General features: G+C 62.9%; 20 protein-coding genes and 1 riboswitch. Of the genes, 8 read left to right on the top strand and 12 right to left on the bottom strand.

Annotation, left to right across the window (positions count from 1 at the left end):
• Positions 1-140: 140 nt before the first annotated feature.
• A complete protein-coding gene (locus EK373_RS09635; protein WP_129642454.1) occupies positions 141-1,187 on the bottom strand; it encodes a FecR family protein in 1,047 nt (348 codons plus the stop codon).
• The gene (locus EK373_RS09630; protein ID WP_129642453.1) at positions 1,184-1,666 is read right to left on the bottom strand and encodes an RNA polymerase sigma factor; all 483 of its coding nucleotides are present in this window, start codon (positions 1,664-1,666) and stop codon (positions 1,184-1,186) included. Before EK373_RS09630 ends, EK373_RS09635 begins: the two co-directional genes overlap by 4 nt.
• Positions 1,667-1,942: 276 nt before the next feature.
• Between EK373_RS09630 and EK373_RS09625 the strand changes: the two genes are divergently transcribed.
• Positions 1,943-4,018: a S9 family peptidase gene (locus EK373_RS09625; RefSeq protein WP_232831100.1), complete on the top strand. Its 2,076-nt coding sequence runs from the start codon at positions 1,943-1,945 to the stop codon at positions 4,016-4,018.
• Positions 4,019-4,135: 117 nt separating this feature from the next.
• Positions 4,136-5,068, top strand: a complete 933-nt coding sequence (locus tag EK373_RS09620; protein ID WP_129642452.1) for an aldo/keto reductase — start codon at positions 4,136-4,138, stop codon at positions 5,066-5,068.
• 48 nt (positions 5,069-5,116) lie between these two features.
• On the opposite strand, the gene EK373_RS09615 is transcribed toward EK373_RS09620, so the two are convergent.
• The 3 genes from EK373_RS09615 to EK373_RS09605 form a co-directional block, all read right to left on the bottom strand.
• Entirely contained in the window at positions 5,117-5,758 is a 642-nt protein-coding gene (locus tag EK373_RS09615; protein WP_129642451.1) for a hypothetical protein, read from the bottom strand.
• Positions 5,759-5,883: 125 nt separating this feature from the next.
• Entirely contained in the window at positions 5,884-7,134 is a 1,251-nt protein-coding gene (locus tag EK373_RS09610; RefSeq protein WP_129642450.1) for a type II toxin-antitoxin system HipA family toxin, read from the bottom strand.
• Positions 7,131-7,514, bottom strand: a complete 384-nt coding sequence (locus EK373_RS09605) for a helix-turn-helix domain-containing protein (protein WP_129642449.1) — start codon at positions 7,512-7,514, stop codon at positions 7,131-7,133. Before EK373_RS09605 ends, EK373_RS09610 begins: the two co-directional genes overlap by 4 nt.
• A 132-nt stretch (positions 7,515-7,646) precedes the next feature.
• Here EK373_RS09605 and EK373_RS09600 point away from each other — a divergent pair, with 132 nt between their 5' ends.
• Positions 7,647-8,540: a rhomboid family intramembrane serine protease gene (locus tag EK373_RS09600; RefSeq protein ID WP_157994295.1), complete on the top strand. Its 894-nt coding sequence runs from the start codon at positions 7,647-7,649 to the stop codon at positions 8,538-8,540.
• A 3-nt stretch (positions 8,541-8,543) separates the two neighbouring features.
• Here the strand turns inward: EK373_RS09600 and EK373_RS09595 are convergent, their stop codons facing one another.
• Positions 8,544-9,632, bottom strand: coding sequence for an energy transducer TonB (locus tag EK373_RS09595; RefSeq protein WP_129642447.1), 1,089 nt, complete (start codon positions 9,630-9,632; stop codon positions 8,544-8,546).
• A gap of 149 nt (positions 9,633-9,781) precedes the next feature.
• Here EK373_RS09595 and EK373_RS09590 point away from each other — a divergent pair, with 149 nt between their 5' ends.
• Complete coding sequence (locus EK373_RS09590; RefSeq protein ID WP_129642446.1) at positions 9,782-10,417, top strand: hypothetical protein; 636 nt, start codon at positions 9,782-9,784, stop codon at positions 10,415-10,417.
• A gap of 22 nt (positions 10,418-10,439) precedes the next feature.
• On the top strand, positions 10,440-11,354 hold the full coding sequence (locus tag EK373_RS09585) for a hypothetical protein (protein WP_129642445.1): 915 nt from the start codon (positions 10,440-10,442) through the stop codon (positions 11,352-11,354).
• Between the two features lie 3 nt (positions 11,355-11,357).
• Here the strand turns inward: EK373_RS09585 and folD (EK373_RS09580) are convergent, their stop codons facing one another.
• The 5 genes from folD (EK373_RS09580) to EK373_RS09560 form a co-directional block, all read right to left on the bottom strand.
• Positions 11,358-12,242, bottom strand: coding sequence for a bifunctional methylenetetrahydrofolate dehydrogenase/methenyltetrahydrofolate cyclohydrolase FolD (folD, locus tag EK373_RS09580; RefSeq protein WP_129642444.1), 885 nt, complete (start codon positions 12,240-12,242; stop codon positions 11,358-11,360).
• Entirely contained in the window at positions 12,239-13,087 is an 849-nt protein-coding gene (gene purU / locus EK373_RS09575) for a formyltetrahydrofolate deformylase (RefSeq protein WP_232831055.1), read from the bottom strand. The genes folD (EK373_RS09580) and purU overlap by 4 nt, the downstream gene beginning before the upstream one ends.
• Before the next feature lie 24 nt (positions 13,088-13,111).
• Positions 13,112-14,530, bottom strand: a complete 1,419-nt coding sequence (gene ahcY / locus EK373_RS09570; RefSeq protein ID WP_129642442.1) for an adenosylhomocysteinase — start codon at positions 14,528-14,530, stop codon at positions 13,112-13,114.
• Positions 14,531-14,546: 16 nt separating this feature from the next.
• Positions 14,547-14,636: riboswitch (S-adenosyl-L-homocysteine riboswitch) on the bottom strand.
• Between the two features lie 78 nt (positions 14,637-14,714).
• Positions 14,715-15,902 carry a methionine adenosyltransferase gene (metK, locus tag EK373_RS09565; RefSeq protein WP_129642441.1) on the bottom strand — a complete coding sequence of 396 codons (1,188 nt, stop codon included), beginning with the start codon at positions 15,900-15,902 and terminating at the stop codon, positions 14,715-14,717.
• A gap of 45 nt (positions 15,903-15,947) precedes the next feature.
• Positions 15,948-16,853 (bottom strand): carbohydrate kinase family protein, encoded by a 906-nt coding sequence (locus EK373_RS09560; protein WP_129643531.1) that lies wholly within the window; start codon positions 16,851-16,853, stop codon positions 15,948-15,950.
• 322 nt (positions 16,854-17,175) lie between these two features.
• Between EK373_RS09560 and EK373_RS09555 the strand changes: the two genes are divergently transcribed.
• From EK373_RS09555 to folD (EK373_RS09545), 3 genes are all read left to right on the top strand, one after another.
• Positions 17,176-18,183 carry a diguanylate cyclase domain-containing protein gene (locus EK373_RS09555; protein WP_232831099.1) on the top strand — a complete coding sequence of 336 codons (1,008 nt, stop codon included), beginning with the start codon at positions 17,176-17,178 and terminating at the stop codon, positions 18,181-18,183.
• Between the two features lie 62 nt (positions 18,184-18,245).
• Complete coding sequence (locus EK373_RS09550; RefSeq protein WP_129642439.1) at positions 18,246-19,772, top strand: malonate--CoA ligase; 1,527 nt, start codon at positions 18,246-18,248, stop codon at positions 19,770-19,772.
• A gap of 15 nt (positions 19,773-19,787) precedes the next feature.
• A complete protein-coding gene (gene folD, locus EK373_RS09545) occupies positions 19,788-20,681 on the top strand; it encodes a bifunctional methylenetetrahydrofolate dehydrogenase/methenyltetrahydrofolate cyclohydrolase FolD (RefSeq protein ID WP_129642438.1) in 894 nt (297 codons plus the stop codon).
• A gap of 63 nt (positions 20,682-20,744) precedes the next feature.
• Here folD (EK373_RS09545) and EK373_RS09540 read toward each other — a convergent pair whose 3' ends face one another.
• Complete coding sequence (locus EK373_RS09540; protein ID WP_157994294.1) at positions 20,745-21,308, bottom strand: MarR family winged helix-turn-helix transcriptional regulator; 564 nt, start codon at positions 21,306-21,308, stop codon at positions 20,745-20,747.
• Positions 21,309-21,561: the final 253 nt, after the last annotated feature.

The following is a 21,561-nucleotide window of genomic DNA, read 5'->3' as shown; positions in this document are numbered from 1 at the left end:
CAGCGGGCGCTGCTATGAAACATCCGATTGTTCGTGCTCAAAGTGATCTCCTAACCGATGAATCCCCAATCCCCAGGTCCTGAACAAATGTCAGGATTTTTGACACATCGTTAGTTCGACGTTGCAGCCGATGGAAATCCTCACTGAACGGGTTTGCCAGACAGAACTATCTCATCGCCGCGCGTGGTGACTGTCAGACCATAAGCTTGTGCGACAGCGTTGGCGAAGTGCGTGGAGTCGCCCGCTTGGAATAAACCATTGATGGGAATCGCGGCCGCCGCCGGATCGGTAACGATCAATTTGGTTTCGTTATATCTGTTCATCTCGGCGACCGCGGTTTGCAACGGCGTGTCATCTAATATGACCTGGCCCCGGCGCCATGCAGTCGTCTTGTCGATGGAGGGTGTATCGAGTTTAGTCGCCGCACCGCTGCTGAAGGTGAGTCGTTGGCCGGCTGCAAGCTTGAACTGGCCGCCGCCAGCTTCCGAAGTCGTCGCGGGTGTTTGCTCAATCGCGCCCGGCGCATCGATCGTCGAGTGAGGCTGCTCGGGCTGTACTGGCAGCACCGGCGAGACCAGCACGCTGCCTTCCACCAACGTCACCGCGAGCCGCTCGGCTTCTCTGCGCACTACGAATGAAGTGCCGAGCGCCTTCACCTGGCGATCGCCCGCTACGACGATGAACGGCCAGTCGCTGCGCTTGGCGACGTTGAACAACGCTTCGCCCCGACGCAGCTCGACGCGGCGCGCGCGCTCGTCATATTTCACGACGATGTGCGTGTCCGTATTTAAAAATACGCGAGTGCCGTCCTCGAGTACCAACTGGCGCTGCTCCCCGACCGCAGTGGCGACGACACCCACGTATTGAAACCAAACAATTCCGACGACGGCCAGCGCCAGCACGCAGGCGAACGCGACCAGTAACGCTCCGCCCCGGCGCGGCCGATGCTCGACGTGAGTGAGCGGGCGAAACGGCACGACACTGCGCAGCTTCTCGGATTCTTCCCACACTTCGGTGGCCAGCTCGAACGCGCGTGCATTGTCCGGATGCGCGTGCAGCCAACGGCGCAAACCATCCTCGACGGCACGGCCCCGCGCGTCACCGTGCAGCTTCGCGATCCATACGCTGGCTTCGGCGAGTCGCTCCGGCGGCACGGTCTGGCTGGTTGATGCTTCCGTAGGGCTCATTCTCGTTGTCGTTCGATGGCGAGAATCGTAACGGCGCTCGCAACATGCTTCTCCACCGCGCTGACGCTGATTCGCAAGCGGCGCGCGATTTCGGCGTGACTGAAGCCGTAGAGACGGTGCATGAAGAAAACTTCCCGTGTCCTGGGATTGGCGCGATCGAGCGCATCCCGCATCCTCATCAGACGTTGCTCAGCGGCAAAAACCTCATCCGGGGTGGGCTCGAGATCGGGCAGCTCGAGATCTTCGATCGGGTCGGCCTCGTAACAGTCGAGCCGCGCGTGCCGATGTTGATCGACGGACAGATTGATTGCCGTACGGGTCAGGAACGCTTCCTGATTCTGGACCTGGCCGCCCTGACGGGTATAAGCGTGCAGCCGTAGCACCGCTTCCTGCACCAGGTCTTCCGCCTGTTCCGGCGTAGCGCCGCGCCGGCGCAATAATTTCTTCAGGCCACGCAGCTGCCTCAAGAGCACATCCATATGAAGCCTCGACTGTGAGCAACCAATGTCGCCACCGGCATCCCTGTTGGTTCCCGCTGAACCCTGAATCGCGCGGCATATTGCTCGATTCGACCCACGCGTGACAACGGAGTCTTTCCGAGCCCAGTTAATGCCGGAATAAACAAATGCGCGCGCACCTGCAGCATCGATTCGGTAATAATCGGCAGCTGAACCTACCGCACGGTATGTGCCCGAACCAATAAGGAGCTACTGCTAGTGAGTACCTGCTTCGTAGCACGAGCGATTGCCTTGACAGTGATTGGCCTGGCGAGCACCTCGCTGTACGCCGCCGAGCGCCGGGCGATCACACACGAAGATGTGTGGCTGTCGCCACGAGTCGGCGCCCCTGCCGTCAGTCCCGACGGCAAGCTGGCAGTGTTCAGCGTGACCGAGCCGGCGTACGTCAACGATCAACAGGTGAGCGACCTATGGCTGGTGGCCACCGACGGCAAGAGCTCGCCGCGCCGGCTGACTCAAACCCGCGCGTCGGAATCAGGCATGGCCTGGAGCGCGGATAGCAAGCGCATTGCCTTCGCCACGAAGCGCGATGGCGACGACGTCAATCAAATTTATATCCTGGACATCGAAGGCGGCGGGGAAGCGCTGCGAGCGACAACGATCAGCACCGGCGCGCGGCTGCCGAAGTTCTCGCCGGACGGCCGCAGGATCGCATTCACCAGCGACGTGCCGCCGGAAAGCCGCAACGACGAGGACAGCAAGCGCATCGTCGCGGAAGAGAAGGCGCGCAAATATAAAGTACGCGCCTACGATGGCTTCCCGATTCGCAATTGGGACACGTGGCTGCCGGAGAATCGCGAGCCGCACGCCATTGTGCAGACGATCGGTGTGAACGACGCGCGCGATCTGTTCGCCGGCGCCGAGATGATCAAACAGCCCGGCTTCGGTGGCCGCAGCACCCAAGGCGCGAGCGAGCTGGATTTGCTGTGGACCCCCGATGGAGAAGGCTTGATCTTCGCCGCCTCTCGCAACGCCAACCGCGGCGCCTTCGATTTCACCAACACGGAGCTGTGGCAGGTCGCCGTCAGCGGCGGCGAGCCGAAGCGTCTGACCGGCAGCGACGATCTGAAAGGCGGCGATGGCTGGAGCGAACCGGAGTTCAGTCCTGACGGCCGCACTCTTTATGTACTTCGCGAAGTGCGCGGCAAGACGGTATTTGGCCCGACGCATCTGTCGTCCTTCGATTGGCCTGCAATGAAGCGCCGCGCCGATATCACATTGCCCGCCGAGCGGGACGCCCTGAACTTCGTGGTCGCGCCCAACAACCGCGACGTTTATCTGCTCGCCGAAGACGCCGGACATTCGAAAATCTATAGCGGCAAGAGCAGCGGCGGCGAAGCGACGCTTGCGTTCGATATGAAGGCTGGCGGATACGGCAATCTCGTGGGCGCCGATCGTTCCGGCGCGCCGGTGTTGATTGCGAACTTCGACAGCGCCGTCAGTCCGTCGGAAGTCGTGCGCATCGACCTGCAACGTGGCAATCATCAGGCACTGACCCGCTTCACTGCAGACAAGATGGCGCAGCTCGATCTGGCGCCGGTCGAACATTTCTGGTTCGACAGCAAGCGCGGCGCGCGCATCCACAACATGATCGTCCGCCCGCCCGGTTTCGATCCCGCGAAGAAATATCCGTTGCTGGTCCTGATGCACGGCGGCCCGCACACCATGTGGCGCGATACGTTCTTCCTGCGCTGGAACTTTCACCTGCTCGCCGCGCCCGGGTACGTCGTGCTGCTCACCAACTACTCCGGCTCCACCGGTTTCGGCGCCGCGTTCTCGCAGGCCATTCAAGGCGATCCCCTGCAAGGCCCGGCGCTGGAGATCAATCAAGCCGCGGACGAAGCGATCGCACGCTATTCATTCATCGATGGCACGCGGCAATGCGCCGGCGGCGCGAGCTACGGCGGCCATCTGGCGAACTGGATGCAGGCGAGCACCACTCGCTATCGCTGCCTGATCAGCCACGCCGGCCTGATCAACCTGGAAAGCCAGTGGGCGACCAGCGACATCGCCTATCCGCGCGAGCAGAACATGGGCGGCCCGCCGTGGCAGGAAGGCGTGGACTGGAACAAACAAAATCCCATCCGCTATGCGACCGAATGGAAGACGCCGGTGCTGGTGACGGTGGGCGAGCGCGATTTCCGGGTGCCGATGAACAACACGCTCGAGTACTGGAGCGTGCTGCAGCGTCAGCAGGTCGAGAGCCGCCTGTTGATCTTCCCGGACGAGAATCACTGGATCCTGCAAGGCGAGAACAGCCGGCAGTTCTTCAACGAAGTCCACCGTTGGCTGGCGCGCTGGCTGAAGAACTGAACGGCACTTGAACGCCGTCACGCGCCGGCGCGTGACGGCGACATCCCACCGCAGCGCTGTTGCCTCGGGTGCGGGAAGCTCAGTAACGTTAGCGACTCCACAACAGGAGAATTTGCAATGTCTACACGCCGCCAGTTTCTGAGTCAGTCCACCGCTGCTCTTGCTGGATCGACCCTCCTGGGTGCGAGCTCCTGGTCCGCGCTGGCGGCTGCGGCAAGTGAGCGCACTATGTTGAAACGAACCATTCCTTCCAGCGGCGAGACCGTGCCGGCGATCGGCATGGGCACCTCGGGCAGTTTTGAAATCACCCCGGGCAGCCCGGAATACACTGCGCTCAAAGAAGTGCTGAAGCGCTTCTTCGATGCCGGCGCGACTTTGATCGACACCGCACCGACCTACAGCAACGCCGAGGACATCCTTGGCCCACTGCTCGCCGATGCCAAGCTGCGACCGAAAGCATTCATCGCCACAAAGCTGTCCGGCGTCGTCGGCCGCGACAAAGGCCTCGCGCAATTCCAGAAGACGCTCAAGTCATTGCGCACGGACAAGGTCGAGCTGCTTCAGGTCCACAACCTCGGCGACTGGAAGACTCAGCTGGCGCTGGCGCGCGAGCTGAAGGAACAAGGCAAGGTGAAGTACACCGGCATCACTCATTACCTGGACTCCGCTCACGATCAGCTCGCCGATGTCGTTCAGGAAACCAAGCCGGACTTCCTGCAGATCAACTATTCCGTGACCAACCGTGGCGCCGAACAACGTTTGTTCCCCATGGCCAAGGACCTGGGCGTCGCGGTGCTCGCCAATCGCAACTTCAACGACGGCAAGCTGTTCAATCAGGTGAGGGACAAGCAGCTGCCCGGCTGGGCCGGCGAAGTCGGCGTGACTTCCTGGGCGCAAATGTTCCTCAAGTTCTGCCTGAGCCACGAAGCCGTCACTGCCGTCATCCCGGCCACCGGCAAGCCCGACCGCCAGTCCGACAATCTCAAAGCCGGCTACGGCCCGCTGTTGTCGGCCGCGCAGAAGAAAGAACTGATTCAGCTGGTCGGCTGATATCGCAATCCGGCTGCTGCGGGCGATGAATCCCGCAGCAGCCTCGTCTCAGCTCTTCGTCTTATCGGTTGCCGCGTCAGGCTGCGCCATCGGCACCAGTGCCGTGACTGTCAGTTCGGGTGTTGCAAAGGACACCTGGCGCGGGATGCACTGCACGCGATCGGCCTGGATCTTCACCGAGAGCTTCGGCAGGACGTGGTCGCGCAACCCTTCCATCAGCTCGCAGTCGCCCGGCTCGAGATCGAGCTTGCGGTCGCGAGACAGCTCGACGGTTTTCCATTCGGCGAGGAATGTTTCATCGAGTTTCGCGGCCGCAACCCCAAGCCGCTCGAGCAACTCGTCACGACTGGCTTGAGCGGGCGTCTTGGACAGATCGGCCACCGGCACAGGCGTCGCGGTCGTGATGGTGATGAAGAAATTCCGCGACGGGCGACTGAACGTACAGCCCTGCGCAGACACGCGCGTTTGTTCGTGTGCGCCAAGCGCCCGCAGGATTGCTTTGATCCGATCCTCGGCCGCGTCGCAGTCATACGCGGTCGTGAAGCCGGTATAGCTGTAACGAATCTCCTGAGTCTTCCAGCCGGCCTGAACCGGCGCTGAATCTTCGGCGTGACTCGCGAGCGGCAACAGCAGACCGCCGCAGCACGCCGCGAGCAACGTGATTTTCGATGTGTGGGCTGCGTCTCGCATGGGAGCTCTCCGAAACACCCTATCCGTTATCGGGCCTGTATTGCTTGGACGAATGGCGCATCGGCATGTTCCCGAGCCGGGCGCCGCGCCGTCATGAAAAGTCGTTCATGATCGGGCTACGAGCCTCATCGACTCGTGAATTCCTGGCGTTGCTCCAGCAGGAATGGCCGGTCGATCTGTTCGGCGTACAGGGCGACATCGCCACGCGTCACACCGCACTCCGTGTAATGTTTCTGCCAGTCATTCACGACGGCGACGACCTCGCGCACCTGCCGGATCGCTGCATCTTTCTTCAGCGAGAAGAGCGGCGCCATCGATAGTGCATTGGCGAGCGTCGAATCGGCCTCGTCCTCGCCGACTCGCATCTGCTGAAAGCCCAGCGCCTGCCCGGAAGGCAGCACATCGTACGCCGGCGACAGTCGGTACTGCTGGGCGTCGGTCGCGATCAGGGCGTGATTCTTCTCATGATCGTCGGTGTTATCGATGAGGATGTTGAACACCATGCGGCGAAACAGCTCGTGCATGTCGCGCTCGTTTTGATCTTGTTCGACGACACCGCGCCGGCGTAGCAGCTGCGCGAGCTCGGGATAGCCAAATCGCTCGGCCGCGGCTCGCAACGCGACGCTCGCGGAGAGACAGTGCAGCCTCGCGCCTCGCTCCCGGTCGAATCGTTTGATCGCGACAGCATGGCCGTGCGTGAGGCGCACCGCCTGCGTCTGCGCAACTCGAATGTTTGCTTTCTGTGCGAGCAGCATGGTCGCGTGCTCGATCAATGGCGTGTCCGCCGGCTCGCCATCCGAGAACTTGATCACCCATTGCTCGCCGGCGATATCCAGCAAAGCCTTGGGGCGCGCACCGCCGAGCGTCACGCCGGGAGAGATCAAACGTTTTTGCGATTCCGGCACCGGCTCGTTGTCCTGCACTTTGCGGATCAGCTCGTAAATGGTGTCGGTATCGGCCAGCGCCGGCAGCGGCCCGAGGTGCCTGGGCCGATACTCCTCCGCGGACGTAGAGACACCGAGCGCGCCGAAGCGATCGTCGCCGGCAAAATACAAATACTCGAGCAGCGACAGGCGCGGCGGCTTGTCGAGAAAGCGAATGACGCGCTCGCCCCAGCGATCCGGCCGGGCATCGTCCACCGCGCCAATCGCGATCCCGGACTCGGTGGGCAGCAGTTCCTCGTCAATCAGCGGCACGTCCTCACTGAGAGGAAAGCCTCGCTCCAACCATTCCGGCGCGTACCGCAACGACACGCCGCGCGTGGTTCTCACCAGGTGCAACTCGCCTATCAGCACTGGCTGTGCCGGCTGAGTGACCAGCCACAGATAGAGCTGGTCGGTCGGTTGGTAAGCTGCCGGCTTGCGCGCGAGACTCATGAGCGCTCCTGCTTCTTCGGCCGTGTGCCACGAGCCAGGCGGGCTTCGACCGAAGCCGCGGACCGGACGGCCCGTCGTTTCAGGGCGCCACGCACGTCGCTCTCCAGTGCGCCCTTGTCCTCGGCTGGCGCTGCGATTGCAGGCAGGGCACTCACGCGCCCCATCAGCCACAGCGCCGTCGCGTAGATTCCCACGCTCACACCTGGATCGCCGCGCTCCATCCGGATCAAGGTCGGCACCGAAATACCCAATCGCTTGGCCCAGGCGCGCTGGGATTCCCGGCGCCGGACCCGGGCGATCGCCAGGTTTTCGCCCAGAATGTGCAGCGCCTGGGTGGCGGCCGGGGGCAGGGACTGCAGTGCTTGGGGGGTGCTTGGCATAACATAGAGTTTACCAATTTGACCGTTTTGGTCAACTCTATGTTAGTCCTGGGTTCTTCGACAGGGCTTGCCTTGGAATCCCCGCAGGCCGCCCCCACCCCTGCGGACCAGCCCGAAAAAGCCCGACGACACATGACGCCCGAAGACGCGCCTTCCAATCTGGTCGAGGTTTTTCGCTCGCTGCGAATGCCCGATTGCGACCAGCAGACCTTGATCCTGTCGGCGGTCGGCATTCATTCGTGGACCGTCGTGCGAGGCGGTGTGTTCGTGGTCGTGGTGCCGGAAGAATCGGCCGCCCTGGCCATTCGCCACCTCACCGAAGTCGCGCAGGAATCCAGGGCTCCCGTTCACATCCCCAAGCTGCCCAAGCTGCAACCCCGCGCCTGGACCGGATCGATTCTCTACGTGCTCGTGATGATGGCAGTCGCCTATGCGGCGGGCATCGATGCGCTCGGTTTCGATTGGCTCGAGGCAGGCGCATTGCACGGCGGGATTCCAACGACGCACGAGTGGTGGCGGGTGATCACTGCGCTCACGCTGCACGCAGATGTGGGCCATTTGCTCAGCAATCTCGCGTTCGGCACGGTGTTCGGTTTTCTCGCGTCACGCGCATTGGGTGGTGGCGTCGCATGGGCCAGCATTCTGATCGGCGCGATGATGGGCAACGGGTTGGACGCCATCGTGATGCCGACCGAGCAACGCTCGCTGGGCGCATCGACCGCAGTGTTCGCGGCGCTCGGCATATTGAGCGCGTACGCATGGTCGCTGGAGACGGAGAGCAATCTGCGCTGGGCGAAACGGCTCGGCCCCTTGATCGCCGGCGTGATCCTGCTCGGCTTTCTGGGCGCCGGCGGCGAGCGCACCGACGTCATTGCGCACGTGACTGGATTCTTCAGCGGCTGTGTGCTCGGCGTCGCGCTCGGGAAAATTCCCGAGCGCCGCTTCGATTCTCCCGCCCTGCAGCTTGCCGCCGGCGCATTCACCATCGCGGCCATTGCCGCCGCGTGGTTGTGCGCAATGCGCTGAGGACTATTCCTCGAGCTGGAAATTCAAACGCAGCCGATAGCGCTGGTTCTTGCACTGGCTGCTCATGATCATCGCGCCAACCGCCTGCACCGCGCCTTGATCCAGGCGAGGCGACAGGCTGCTCGCGATCACCTTGATTTCGGTGGGGCTGGCGGCCTTGCCCGGCACGGTGAACTCCACGACCACCGGGCCCTGCTCATCCGCCTCGCGCGCCTCCTGGGGATAGAAGTCGGAAATATTCACCGGCTTCACTACTTCATATTTGCAGCCCGCTTGCGTGTCGAGCGGCGGCAGCGGCGGACGCGGCTTGCAGGACGCTTCGAAGGTTGCCGCGTTCACGCCCTGCGGCGCCATGCTGGCAATGACCGCACGAACGGATTTCTTGAGCACCACGGCCTGCGCCTCGGGCTGCGCATTGCCTTTCGCATCGGCACCTTCGTATTTGATATAGGCCTTGCACTCCAGCTCCTGCTCGGAGCCATTGGTGACGAACACCGTGCGCCTCACGCAATGCTTGTCGCCTTCCCCGCAGTAGCGCGGCGTGTCGTCGCGAATCAGCGTGTAACTCCACGCACCACCCTGCAGCTCGAACGAATAGCCATCGGCTTCTTTCACGATGTTGCTCGGCATGGGCGTGCCGCCCGGAGCCGGTGAGGGGGTTCGACTTTTCGCCGCAGCCATGTGCGAGCTGCAATCCGCGGTCTTGCCCCCGGCGCCGCCCTTGGTTTTCTGAAACGCCTCCACCTGAGCGTTGTAGCAGCCCGCCAGGCCCGCCAGCTCATCGGTGGTCGCGTTGTGCGAGTCGACATATTCCTTGACCAGCTTCTGACGAGTGGCCTCGTCCTTGCCCACCGTCGCCTGGCTGGCGTCGCCCTTGATACAGCGCAGGTACTCGCCCATCTCCTGATCGAGCTTCACCAGCGTCTGGGCCGCCGCCTTCATCTCCGCTTCGGTCGCCGTTGCGCCGTCCGGCACGGTGATCTTGAAATTCGGCCGCGTGCAGGCCGCGTAGGCCGAGCCGAGCGGCAGAGCTGCGACCAGCCCGATCGCCGAGAGCGCCGCCATCTTCGAAGCAATCACTGCGAATCGCATATCCCCACATCTCGAAGCTTTCGATGCTCAGATTGTCCGCGATGCGTAGCGGCGGCGCCAGCGGCGAGTCCCTGACTGAACCTTCGCGCCCGGAGCGCCTCTATTGGCTGGGGACTGGCCACTATTCGATTGGATCAATTGGGGATTCCGTGGCGGCGAGGGACTTTGTGCAGGATGACCGCACCGCTCGGCCGGCGATCTTCACGCTGGTCATGGCTGCGCATCTGGCGGTACTGCTCATTCCGTGGGAGGAACGCGTCCGAGCCACCGACACCACCGCCCGCGGCACTTTGCTGCTGATTCCAGAGCGCAACTACATCCTCCCCGACGAGTCTCGGGCGCCCTCAGTGAAGCTTTCGGCGGTGAATGTCGACTCTCCGTCTGCGCCTGGTCTCGCTCCGATGTATTTGCCGCCCGAGACGCCGACCGGATCGGCCCTGGCCCTGCCCGACTGGAAACAATCTGGCGCAGAGGCCGCGGCGGACGCCGCACGAGACAATTATCGAGCTCTCGGCCCTCGCCCCGAAGAGCCGCAGGTAAAGCTGCCCGCGCCGCCATTTCGCCCACCGCCGCGTCACAAGTATGGCGAGTCCGACGTGGACGAACTGAGAAACCCCATCCTGTGGCTCAGCGAAAACTGCTGGCTCCGTCCGAGGAATTTCGCGGCACAGCCGGACGATCCGTTCGCGACCGTTCCGATGACATTCTGCAGCTTTCCGTTCGGCAAGAAAGCGCCGAGAGGCGACCTCTTCGAGCATCTGCGCAAGACGCCGCCCGTGCCGTAGTTCGTGTACTCTCAGCCCGATCATGAGCCGCACGGACCGTGTAACTGTCGATGCAACGCTGCGCCAGGCATTGGCGCAGGGCCTGGCTGCGACCGAGTTGTGGTCATTGTTGCTATCGGTGTTGGAGCAGCGAGCCGCGCAGCGCACACCTGCGATGGTTCGTCAGCAATGGGAGAGCGATCGATTCGTGCAGCCGTGCGCAGTGAATCAGCGCATCTCGAACGAACTGGACTCGCACCTGCTCGCAGCCGCCGTCGATTTCGAAGCGCTCGAGCTGTCCCCGCTCGCGCCGCTTGCTTCGTGCTCGAGCGTCGCGCTCACCAGCCAGAACAGAATTGTTTCCACCGCGCGCGGCACCGAGGTGGTTTCCGATCCGACCAATGTGCTCGCTCTCGAATGCGCCAGGCGACTAAGAGAAGCGCCGGGTGCGACGATCAAACTCACGACCAGCCATCGTTGCGTGCGCGCGCAAGCGATACCGAAACGCCCTGGATTCGCGGCGCACTTTCGAATGTTTTGTCTGGCGTCGGCCGCGCACGAGCGCAAAGATCACGGCTTCACAACCGAAGCGCTGATCGAGCACATCCGCACACACATCGCGGCACTCGACCGCCTGGAGCAGCACGGTTATCGCTTCCCCGACCGCACACTACGCTTGCTCTGCACGCCCGAGCGTGCGCACCTGGCGAAGCGCATTGCCGAGTCGATGCCCGAAATCGCCGCGACCGTGGCGCCGCTGGAGCACAAGTACTACGACGGCCTGAGGTTCATGCTCGATGCAGGCACGCCGGACGGCAACGCAATCCCATTGATCGACGGCGGCGCGTTCGACTGGCTGCGCAAGCTCACTGACAACCAACGAATGGTGTACGTCGCAAGCGGCATGGGCTCGCAGCTCGCGGCGCTACTTTTTCGCCGCGTCGCTCAAATTGCCTGAGACTCAGGCGCGGCGACGGAACGGCGAAGTTGTCGCGGTCGCGGCGCGTTCGGCGGAAAGAATCGTGTTGTGCAGGAGCATGGTGACCGTCATCTGCCCCACGCCGCCCGGCACCGGAGTGATGTACGACGCCTTCTCTTTCACGCCCTCGAAATCGACGTCGCCGACGATGCGGCCATCGGGCAGCCGGTTGAATCCCACGTCGATCACGACGGCGCCGGTCTTCACGATCTGCGGCACGATCAGGTTCGGCACGCCCGCCGCGACCACCAGGATGTCCGCCAGCAACGTGAAATGCCCGAGGTCGCGCGTCTTCTTGTGACAGATGACGACCGTCGCGTCCTGCTGCATCAACATCAGGGCGGTGGGCTTGCCGACGATGTTGCTGGCGCCGACCACGACCACGTTCTGTCCTTCGACGCGAATGTTTTCGTGCTCCAGAATCTTCTGCACACCGTACGGCGTGCACGGCGAGAACACGGTGTTGCCGGTGACCAGGCCGCCCATGTTGTACAGATGGAAGCCGTCGACGTCCTTCTCGACAGAAATCTTCTCCAGCACGCTCGACACCCGGATGTGCGCGGGCAGCGGCAACTGCACCAGGATGCCGTGCACGGTCACGTCGTTGTTGAGTCGGTCGATGTGATCGAGCAACTGCTCTTCCGTCGTGCTGGCAGGCAGCTCGACCAGCTCGGAGCGGATGCCGACTTCCTTGCAGCCCGCGATCTTGCCGCGGACGTAGGACTGCGAGGCCGGGTTGTCGCCGACCAGAATGACGACCAGCGCCGGCGTCACGTTGTGACGTGAGCGCAGCACATCGACGCGCGCGTGATATTCCGCCCGCAGTTTCTTCGCAATCGCCTTGCCGTCGATGATCTTCGCAGTCACTTCAGTACCACCGTCTTGCTGCCGTTGGTGAACACGCGGCGCTCGGCGTGCCACTTCACGGCGCGATTCAATACCACGCTCTCCAGATCCGAGCCGATGCTGACCAGCTCTTCCGGCGCCATGGTGTGATCCACGCGCGCCGTTTCCTGCTCGATGATCGGGCCTTCGTCCAGATCCGTCGTCACATAGTGCGCCGTCGCTCCGATGAGCTTCACGCCGCGCGCGTGCGCCTGGTGATAAGCCTTCGCGCCTTTGAATCCAGGCAGGAACGAATGATGGATGTTGATCGCCCGGCCGGCAAAATAGTCGCAAGCGCGCGGGCTCAGGATCTGCATGTAGCGCGCCAGCACCAGTAGCTCGCCGTCGACCTTTTCGAACAGCTCGATGATGCGCTCTTCCTGTTCGGCCTTGCGTCCGTCGATCACCGGCAAATAGTGATACGGCACGCCGTGCCACTCGCTCAGGCTGCGCATCTCCTGATGATTGGAGACCACCGCGACGACTTCAATGGGCAGCGTGCCGGTGCTCCAGCGGTGCAGCGTGCTGTTGAGACAGTGACCGTGCTTCGACACGGCCAGCACGGTCCGACACTTGCGCTGGGCTTCGTGAAACTTCCAGCGCATGCCGAAGCGCTGGGCAACTGAATTCGAGAACAGCGCGTCCAGCTCGCGCAGCGACGGCGCACCGTGGCCATTGTCATGAAACACGGTGCGCATGAACGACGTGTCCGAAATCGGATCGTCGTAGTGCTGGGCCTCGGTGATGAGGCAATTGTTCGCCGCGAGGAAACTGGCCACGGCTGCCACGACACCGGTGGTGTCGGGGCAGGCCGTGGTCAGAACCATGCTTGGCGGCTTCGCCATCGGTTATCAGTAGCGGTAATGATCCGGCTTGTACGGACCGGCCTTGTCGACGCCGATGTACTTGGCCTGTTCGTCGGTCAGCGTAGTGAGCTTCACGCCGAGCTTGGCCAGCTGCAGCCGCGCCACTTTCTCATCCAAGTGTTTCGGCAGCACGTACACACCGACCGGGTACTTCGCCGTGTGCGCGAACAGCTCGATCTGCGCCAGGGTCTGGTTGGCGAAGGAAGAGCTCATCACGTACGACGGATGACCGGTTCCGCAGCCCAGGTTAACCAGGCGACCTTCCGCCAGCAGGATGATGCGCTTGCCGTCCGGGAAGATGATGTGATCGACCTGAGGCTTGATGTTCTCCCAGGTGTACTTCTTCAACGACGCCACGTCGATCTCGTTGTCGAAATGACCGATGTTGCAGACGATCGCATTGTTCTTCATCGCCTTCATGTGATCGTGAGTGATCACGTGGAAGTTGCCGGTGGTGGTGACGAAGATATCGCCGAGCGCGGCGGCCTCTTCCATCGTCACGACGCGATAACCTTCCATCGCCGCCTGCAGTGCGCAGATCGGGTCGATCTCGGTGATCAGCACCGTGGCGGACAACGCCCGCAGCGCCTGCGCCGAGCCCTTGCCCACGTCGCCGTAGCCGGCCACGACCGCGACCTTGCCGGCGATCATCACGTCGGTGGCGCGCTTGATGCCGTCGACCAGCGACTCACGGCAGCCGTACAGGTTGTCGAACTTGCTCTTGGTGACCGAGTCGTTGACGTTGATGGCCGGGAACGCGAGCTTGCCTTCCTTCGCCATCTGATACAGACGCTTCACGCCGGTGGTGGTCTCTTCGGTCACGCCCTTCACGGCTTTCAAGCGAACCGAGTACCACTTCGGGTCGACCTTGAGCTTGGCCTTGATGGAGTTGAACAGGCAGATTTCTTCTTCGCTGCCCGGGTTGTTCAACACGCTGATGTCACTTTCCGCACGCGTGCCCAGGTGCAGCAGCAACGTCGCGTCGCCGCCGTCGTCGAGGATCATGTTCGAGTAGCCGCCGTCCGGCCAATCGAAAATGCGGTGGGTGTAGTCCCAGTACTCGTCCAGCGTCTCGCCTTTGTATGCGAACACCGGCGTGCCCTTCACGGCGATCGCCGCGGCGGCGTGGTCCTGGGTCGAGAACACGTTGCACGAGGCCCAACGGACCTGCGCACCGAGCGCTTGCAGCGTCTCGATCAGCACGGCGGTCTGAATGGTCATGTGCAGGGAGCCGGTGATGCGGGCTCCTTTCAAAGGCTGCGACTTTGCGAACTCTTCGCGGATGGCCATCAGACCGGGCATTTCGGTCTCGGCGATCAGGATTTCCTTGCGGCCCCACTCGGCCAACGACAGGTCGGCAACGTGAAAATCGCCGCTGGAAGCAGGCTTGGCGACTGCGCTCATATGAATCTCCGTCAATGGTTGGAGGGCGCCGTTGCCTAAAGGCTGTGCGAGCCGAGCCTGGCAGGTCTCGGAAGAACTCCGGACTGCTGCAGCGCCCCTCGGATCGCGGAGCCGGGATTCTAACGTAAAACGCCGGGCGCGACGATGAGTCACGCCCGGCGTTCGAGGCAGTCGAGTGGACTGGTTAGGCGTTGGCCGCGCGCTTTACGCCCGCTTCCGCCGCCAGCAGCTCGGCCTTGTCGGTCTTTTCCCAGGTGAATTCCGGCTCGCTGCGGCCGAAATGGCCGTAGGCGGCGGTCTTCTGGTAGATCGGCCGGAGCAGGTCGAGCATCTGGATGATGCCTTTGGGGCGCAGGTCGAAATGTTTCGCGACCAGCTCTTCCAGGCGCTCATCGGACACTTTGCCGGTGCCGAAGGTGGTGACCATGATGCTGGTCGGCTTGGCGACGCCGATGGCGTACGACACCTGCACCTGAGCCTTGGTGGCCAGCCCCGAAGCGACGATGTTCTTGGCCACGTAGCGGGCGGCGTAAGCAGCCGATCGATCCACCTTCGACGGATCCTTGCCGGAGAACGCGCCACCGCCGTGCGGAGCCGCGCCGCCGTAGGTGTCGACGATGATCTTGCGGCCGGTGAGACCGGCATCGCCCTGCGGACCGCCGACCACGAAGCGGCCGGTGGGATTGATCAGATAGTTCACTTTCTTGCCGATCATTTCCTTCGGCAGCACCGGCTTCACGATCTCCTCGATCACCGCCTCGGCCAGCTGCTTGTGCTCGATGTCCGGGTGGTGCTGGGTAGACAGCACGACCGTGTCGATTTCTTTCGGCTTGCCGTCGACGTAGCGGATCGTGACCTGCGACTTCGCATCCGGGCGCAGCCAGGGCAGCTTGCCGTTCTTGCGCAGCTGAGCCTGACGCTCGACCAGGCGGTGCGAGAGATAGATCGGCAGCGGCATCAGGCCGGCCGTTTCGTCGCAGGCGTAACCGAACATCAGGCCCTGGTCGCCGGCGCCCTGATCCAGGTCGATGCCGCGGCCTTCATCCACGCCCTGCGCGATGTCTTGCGACTGCTTGCCGTACGCAACCAGCACCGAGCAGCCTTTGTAGTCGATGCCGTAATCGGTGTTGTCGTAGCCGATGCGCTGAATGGTGTCGCGTGCGACGGCCTGGAAATCGACGACGGCGCCCGTCGTAATCTCACCTGCCAGCACTACCAGGCCGGTGGTGCACAGCGTCTCCGCGGCGACGCGCGAGTACTTGTCCTGCGCCAGGATGGCGTCCAGCACGGCGTCGGAAATCTGGTCCGCAACCTTGTCCGGATGGCCTTCCGAAACGGATTCGGAGGTGAAGAGGAAGCTGCTGCTGCTCATTAAGAAGGTCCTTTGACTTGAAACCGGATGCTAACCCGCCCACGGTTACAGCGGGGTACCAAAATTCTCCCGATAGCGGGTAGCAAATTCGTCGCGAGTGAACCGATGGTTCTGCGTGCCGCGGGACTCGATCTTGATCGCGCCCAGCAGCGAGGCAATCCGACCGGTCGTTTGCCAATCCAGTCCGTGAATGAGGCCGTGAAGCAGACCCGCGCGATAGGCGTCGCCACACCCGGTGGGATCGACCACGGCCTTCGGTTTGGCCGCCGGGATGAGGATTTTGCCGTCTCGCGTATGGATCTCCGAGCCCTCCGCGCCCCGCGTGACGATCAACGCCTGGACGTGGTTGAGTATTTGGGCTTCGCTCCAGCCGGTGCGCTGCTGCACCACCTGCCACTCGTAGTCGTTCAGCGCCAGATAAGTGGCCTGCGAAATGAAGGTCTTCAAGTGCTCGCCATCGAATAGCGGCATGGCCTGGCCGAGATCGAAAATAAATGGAATGCCGGCGGCAGCGAACTGTGCGGCGTGCTGGATCATGCCGTCACGGCCATCGGGCGCGACGATGCCGACTTTGATCGGCTGATCGGCCTGCCGCGCGACCTGCGACACTTCATTGACATGCGAGTGCTGCATGGCGCCGGGATGAAAGGCCCAGATCTGATTGTCATCGAGGTCAGTCGTCACGAAGCCCTGCGCCGTGTGCTCGCTCTCGAGCACTCGCACGTAGTCCGTCGGGATGCCGTTCTGCTGCATCCAATCCAGGTATAGGCCGGCATCGCGGCCGACCGTCGCCATGAGGTATCCCGTGTCGCCCAGCAGCTTGAGGTTATAGGCGATGTTGCCGCCACAGCCGCCGTATTCGCGGCGCATCTGCGGCACCAGGAACGACACATTCAGCATGTGGATTTTGTCGGGCAGGATGTGATTCCGGAACCGGTCCTCGAACACCATGATGGTGTCGAACGCCACCGAGCCGCAGATCAGGGCCCGTCCACCGGCCTGTGCACGCTGTGTCAAACGCTGTTCTCCTGGGAATGCCTTGATGTATTGGCTCACGTCGGCAAGTGGCGACTTGCGCACTGGCGAGCCGCCGCGATTGTAGGCGTCCGCTGCCCGTCCTACTACCTGACAATTCCATCGGGCCGGACTCGACCGATGCGCCGACGAACGGCGTAATGAATGGATTCGGCGGTGAACCCGTAGGTCGGTTCAAGCGTTATCGGAGATCCAAGGCGGGGTCCCCCGCCCCCAGGGGAGTGACGGATTGATCAACGTGGAGCCTCGCAGCCGCTTCGACCGCTCGAACAGGCACGGCTCGTCGTCGGATGGCGACGGCTCGGCTGGCGCTGGCGCCGGACCCGAGGCGCATCCGGCGTCGATCCTCATCGTCGAGGACGAGGGCATCGTCGCGCAGGACCTCATGGAAGCCCTCACTCGCCTCGGCTACCGCATCAGCGGCGTAGCGAGCGAAGGCGCTCAGGCCGTGGCCATGGCTACGCAATTGAAGCCCGAGCTGGTCGTCATGGACGTGAGCCTGCGAGGCGAGATCGACGGCATTCAAGCGGCGCGCCTGATGCACGAGCAAGCGCACGTGCCCATCATCTTTCTGACCGGCCATCGGGACAGCGAGACACTACAGCGCGCGGTGTTGACCGGCCCACTCGGTTATCTGATCAAGCCGTTCCAGGAAGACGAGCTGCGCTGTGCAATCGAGGTCGCGATTCACAAGCACCGTTCCGAGCAGCAAGTGCGCGAGCGTGAAGAAGAGCTGCGCCGAAGCGCCGAGCTGCTGCAGAACCTGTCGCTGATCGATGAGCTCACCCAGCTGCGCAATCGCCGCGGCTTTTTCGAGCTGGCCCAGCAGGCGTTGAAAGTCGCCCAGCGCGAGCATTACGCAATGGGCCTGTTCTTCATGGACCTGAACGGCCTGAAGCGCATCAACGACACGCTCGGCCACCAGGCGGGCGATCAGGCGTTGCGCGACACCGCCGAAGTGTTGCGCGATACATTTCGCAGCTCGGACATCCTGGCACGCATCGGCGGCGACGAGTTCGTCGCCATGGCTCACGTGCACTCCACCCAGGACCTGCACGCGCTGGCGAACCGCCTGCGCGATCATCTGCAGATCTTCAATCAGGCCCACCGCCGTCCGTATCCGCTGAACATCAGCGTGGGCATGACGTTGGTCGACATCCCCACCGAAGAAGACCTCGAGTCGCTGCTGGCGCGCGCCGACGCCGCCATGTACGAAGAGAAGCGCGCCGTCTCCAGCCGGGCTTGAGCCTCCGCAGGGAGGACCGGGCTATCATGAGCGCCTCGATCCGCGCCTCATGAGACCCGCCGATGTCGAATGCAGCTGCCACCGATGCTCCTTCACGGTGGCTGGATACCATTGCCGCCAACGATCCCGAGCGCCTCCTGCTGGAGACTGGCGAGGGACGCCGACTGAATTATGGTCAAATGGCCGCGCTGACCCGGCGGCTCGCAGGATCGCTCGCGACGCTCGAGGTGAAGCCGGGGGACCGCGTCGTCGCCCAGGTCGAAAAATCTCCCGAAGCGATCGCGCTCTATCTCGCCTGCCTGCAGCTTGGCGCGACGTTCGTTCCTCTCAACACCGCTTACACCTTCGCCGAGCTCGAATATTTTCTGGGCGACGCTGCGCCAACCGTCGCGGTCGTGCGGCCGGCCGATCGCCAGCAAGTGCAGGCGATCGCGACCGCCTGCGGCGTCAAGCACGTAGAAACATTGGACGATCGCGGCGGCGGCTCGCTGCACGATATCGCCGGCCCGGCGCCTGAAAGCTCGGCGCACGCTCCGGCCACGCTGGCGGCATTGCTCTACACCTCTGGAACCACCGGCCGTTCCAAGGGCGCGATGCTCACGCGAGCGAACCTGTCGTCCAATGCGCTGACATTGGCACAGGCGTGGCGCTTTACCGCCAGCGATGTGTTGTTACATGCCCTGCCCATCTTTCACGTACACGGCTTGTTCGTGGCCATCAACACCGTCCTGGCGTCGGGCAGCTCGATGCTGTTCCTGTCGAAGTTCGATGCGGACCAGATCGTACGGTTGCTGCCCCGAGCCACCGTCATGATGGGTGTGCCGACGTTTTACACACGCTTGTTACAACATCCCGGCTTGCACCGGGACGCAGTCAGCAATGTGCGCTTGTTTGTTTCGGGTTCGGCGCCGCTGCTGGCCGAAACGCACCGTGAGTTCCAGGCGCGCACCGGCCACGCCATCCTGGAACGCTACGGTATGAGCGAGACGCTGATGAACACGTCCAATCCCTACGACGGCCGTCGCATTCCCGGATCGGTCGGGCCGGCGCTGCCGGGCGTCGAAGTACGCATCGCGGATCCAGACAGCGGCGCGCCCCTGGTCGAACCCGACGCCATCGGCATGATCGAGGTCCGCGGCCCGAATGTCTTCTCTGGTTACTGGCGCATGCCGGAAAAAACCGCGGCCGAGTTTCGCCAGGACCGTTTCTTCATCACCGGCGATCTCGGCAAGCGCGATGCGCAGGGTTATGTTTACATCGTCGGCCGCGGCAAGGACTTGATCATCACCGGCGGCTACAACGTCTATCCCATCGAGGTCGAGCTGGAAATCGATGCGCTGCCCGGCGTCAACGAAAGCGCCGTCATCGGCGTGCCGCACCCGGATTTCGGCGAAGGCGTCACCGCCATCGTGGTGCCCAACCAGCACCAGACGTTGGACGAGGCTGAAATCCGCAACGCGCTCGAGCAGCGGCTCGCAAAATTCAAATTGCCCAAGCGCATCGTGTTGGTCGCCGAACTGCCTCGTAACACCATGGGCAAAGTGCAAAAGAGCGCGCTGCGCGAGCGCTATCGTGATCTTTATAACTAATCAGGAATCTTCCGCATGACCGCGACTCTGATCGATGGCCGCGCCGTCGCCGAACGACTGCGTGAGCGCGTTGCCGCCCGTACAGCCGAACTTGCGAAGCACGGCGTGATTCCCGGCCTCGCCGTCGTGCTGGTCGGCGACGATCCGGCCAGCCAGGTGTATGTCGGCAGCAAGACCAAACAAGCGGCCGCCGCGGGGTTGAAGCATTTCGATCATCGCCTGCCGGCGACCGCCAGCACGTCGGAGCTGATTGCGCTGGTCGAGCAATTGAATGCGCGCAGCGACGTGCACGGCATCCTGGTGCAGCTACCGCTGCCAGCCGGCGTGGACAGCGCGGCGGTGCTCGCCGCCATCACCCCGGCCAAGGACGTCGACGGCTTTCACGCAGTGAATGCTGGCCGACTGGCGCTCGGCCAGGACGCAACCGTGCCCTGCACGCCGCTCGGCTGTTTGATCCTGATTCGTGAAGTGACGCGAGAGCTCGCTGGCAAACGCGCCGTGGTGGTGGGCCGCTCCAACATCGTCGGCAAGCCCATGGCGCAACTGCTGTTACAAAACGACTGCACTGTAACGATTGCCCACTCGCGCACGCGCGATTTGCCACAGCTGTGCCGCGAAGCCGAGATTCTGGTTGCGGCGATCGGGCGGCCGAAAGCGATCGCCGGCGACTGGATCCGGCCGGGCGCGATCGTCATCGACGTGGGCATCAATCGCGTCGCCGGCCTCGATGGCAAGAACAAACTGGTGGGCGACGTCGATTTCGAAGCGGCGCTGTCACATGCGGGTGCAATCACGCCCGTGCCTGGGGGCGTCGGGCCGATGACCATCGCCTGTCTGCTGATGAATACGGTAAACGCCGCGATCCGCTCGCGGGCCGGCGCGCTTGGCCCGCTCATCAGCCTGAATTAATCGGGCGCTAACGTCGTGCGCGGCGGGAAGCCGCGCCTTTCCCGGCGCTCACTCTATAGAGATTTATTCGGCCTCTTCGACGCTGTCGCCGCCGTTGCCGATGGTGGCCGACAGCTTGTCGATGATGGAATAAAGCGACGAGCGCTCCGCTTCGTTCAAGGTCAGCAGCATATCTGCCTGACGTTTGCGCGCCACGGGCAGCACCGCCTTGTACAAGGTCGTGCCCCTGGGCGTGATGGAAACCATCACTGGCGCTGCCAGCGCTTCGGTCGAGCGCGAGCCGCGCTCCTTGATGGTTTTGGTTTTGGTCAGTCCGCGCGTCGCCATGACTCGCAATGTCCGGCTCACCTGGCCCTTGTCCATGCCGCTGCGGGCCGTCACTTCCGAGAAGCGCATCGGGGCAAAGCGCGCCACCAATGCCAGCAAGCGCCACTCCGGCAAGCTCAAATCGAACTGCTCGAGATAGGGCTTGGTGAGATTGGTGCGCAAGGCGTTCGACAGGCGCGTCAATCGAAACGTGAGGAAGTCCTCCACGTTCAGATGCGAGCCACTGCGCGACACCGCCGTCCAGGGCGAGGTTGTTTTGCTCGTCGACCGCTCACGCGGCTTCTTCTGCGAAGCTTTCACTGACGTGCCAATTCGGGTTTGCCGAAGTGATTAGGAAGGACGCGGATTCTGCCGCAAGCAATCGCCTTTGAATAGAACATCGCACCTAACAATCTTGTAAACATGTGTTCCTCGACACGTCCGTGCGTTATGCAATCACCAAAGCAAACGCTGAACGCCGCGTGAATGTTTCTGCGCGAGAATTTGCCGTGTTTTCTGGGTCGGCAGAACGCGGCTCACCGGCGCCGTACCTGACAAATTTTGTCCATTTGTT

Origin of the sequence: Peristeroidobacter agariperforans (assembly GCF_004138335.1) — a bacterium.
Lineage (GTDB): Bacteria > Pseudomonadota > Gammaproteobacteria > Steroidobacterales > Steroidobacteraceae > Steroidobacter > Steroidobacter agariperforans.
The sequence above is the reverse complement of the archived record's forward strand: the minus strand, read 5'-3'. Positions and strand labels throughout refer to the sequence as shown.

Excerpts from the sequence above, each read along its gene's own strand:
- EK373_RS09635 (WP_129642454.1), bottom strand. The coding sequence starts at position 1,187 with ATGAGCCCTACGGAAGCATCAACCAGCCAGACCGTGCCGCCGGAGCGA.
- EK373_RS09630 (WP_129642453.1), bottom strand. The coding sequence starts at position 1,666 with ATGGATGTGCTCTTGAGGCAGCTGCGTGGCCTGAAGAAATTATTGCGC.
- EK373_RS09620 (WP_129642452.1), top strand. The coding sequence starts at position 4,136 with ATGTCTACACGCCGCCAGTTTCTGAGTCAGTCCACCGCTGCTCTTGCT.
- EK373_RS09615 (WP_129642451.1), bottom strand. The coding sequence starts at position 5,758 with ATGCGAGACGCAGCCCACACATCGAAAATCACGTTGCTCGCGGCGTGC.
- EK373_RS09610 (WP_129642450.1), bottom strand. The coding sequence starts at position 7,134 with ATGAGTCTCGCGCGCAAGCCGGCAGCTTACCAACCGACCGACCAGCTC.
- EK373_RS09605 (WP_129642449.1), bottom strand. The coding sequence starts at position 7,514 with ATGCCAAGCACCCCCCAAGCACTGCAGTCCCTGCCCCCGGCCGCCACC.
- EK373_RS09600 (WP_157994295.1), top strand. The coding sequence starts at position 7,647 with ATGACGCCCGAAGACGCGCCTTCCAATCTGGTCGAGGTTTTTCGCTCG.
- EK373_RS09595 (WP_129642447.1), bottom strand. The coding sequence starts at position 9,632 with ATGCGATTCGCAGTGATTGCTTCGAAGATGGCGGCGCTCTCGGCGATC.
- EK373_RS09585 (WP_129642445.1), top strand. The coding sequence starts at position 10,440 with ATGAGCCGCACGGACCGTGTAACTGTCGATGCAACGCTGCGCCAGGCA.
- purU (WP_232831055.1), bottom strand. The coding sequence starts at position 13,087 with ATGGTTCTGACCACGGCCTGCCCCGACACCACCGGTGTCGTGGCAGCC.
- ahcY (WP_129642442.1), bottom strand. The coding sequence starts at position 14,530 with ATGAGCGCAGTCGCCAAGCCTGCTTCCAGCGGCGATTTTCACGTTGCC.
- metK (WP_129642441.1), bottom strand. The coding sequence starts at position 15,902 with ATGAGCAGCAGCAGCTTCCTCTTCACCTCCGAATCCGTTTCGGAAGGC.
- EK373_RS09560 (WP_129643531.1), bottom strand. The coding sequence starts at position 16,853 with ATGGTGTTCGAGGACCGGTTCCGGAATCACATCCTGCCCGACAAAATC.
- EK373_RS09550 (WP_129642439.1), top strand. The coding sequence starts at position 18,246 with ATGTCGAATGCAGCTGCCACCGATGCTCCTTCACGGTGGCTGGATACC.
- folD (WP_129642438.1), top strand. The coding sequence starts at position 19,788 with ATGACCGCGACTCTGATCGATGGCCGCGCCGTCGCCGAACGACTGCGT.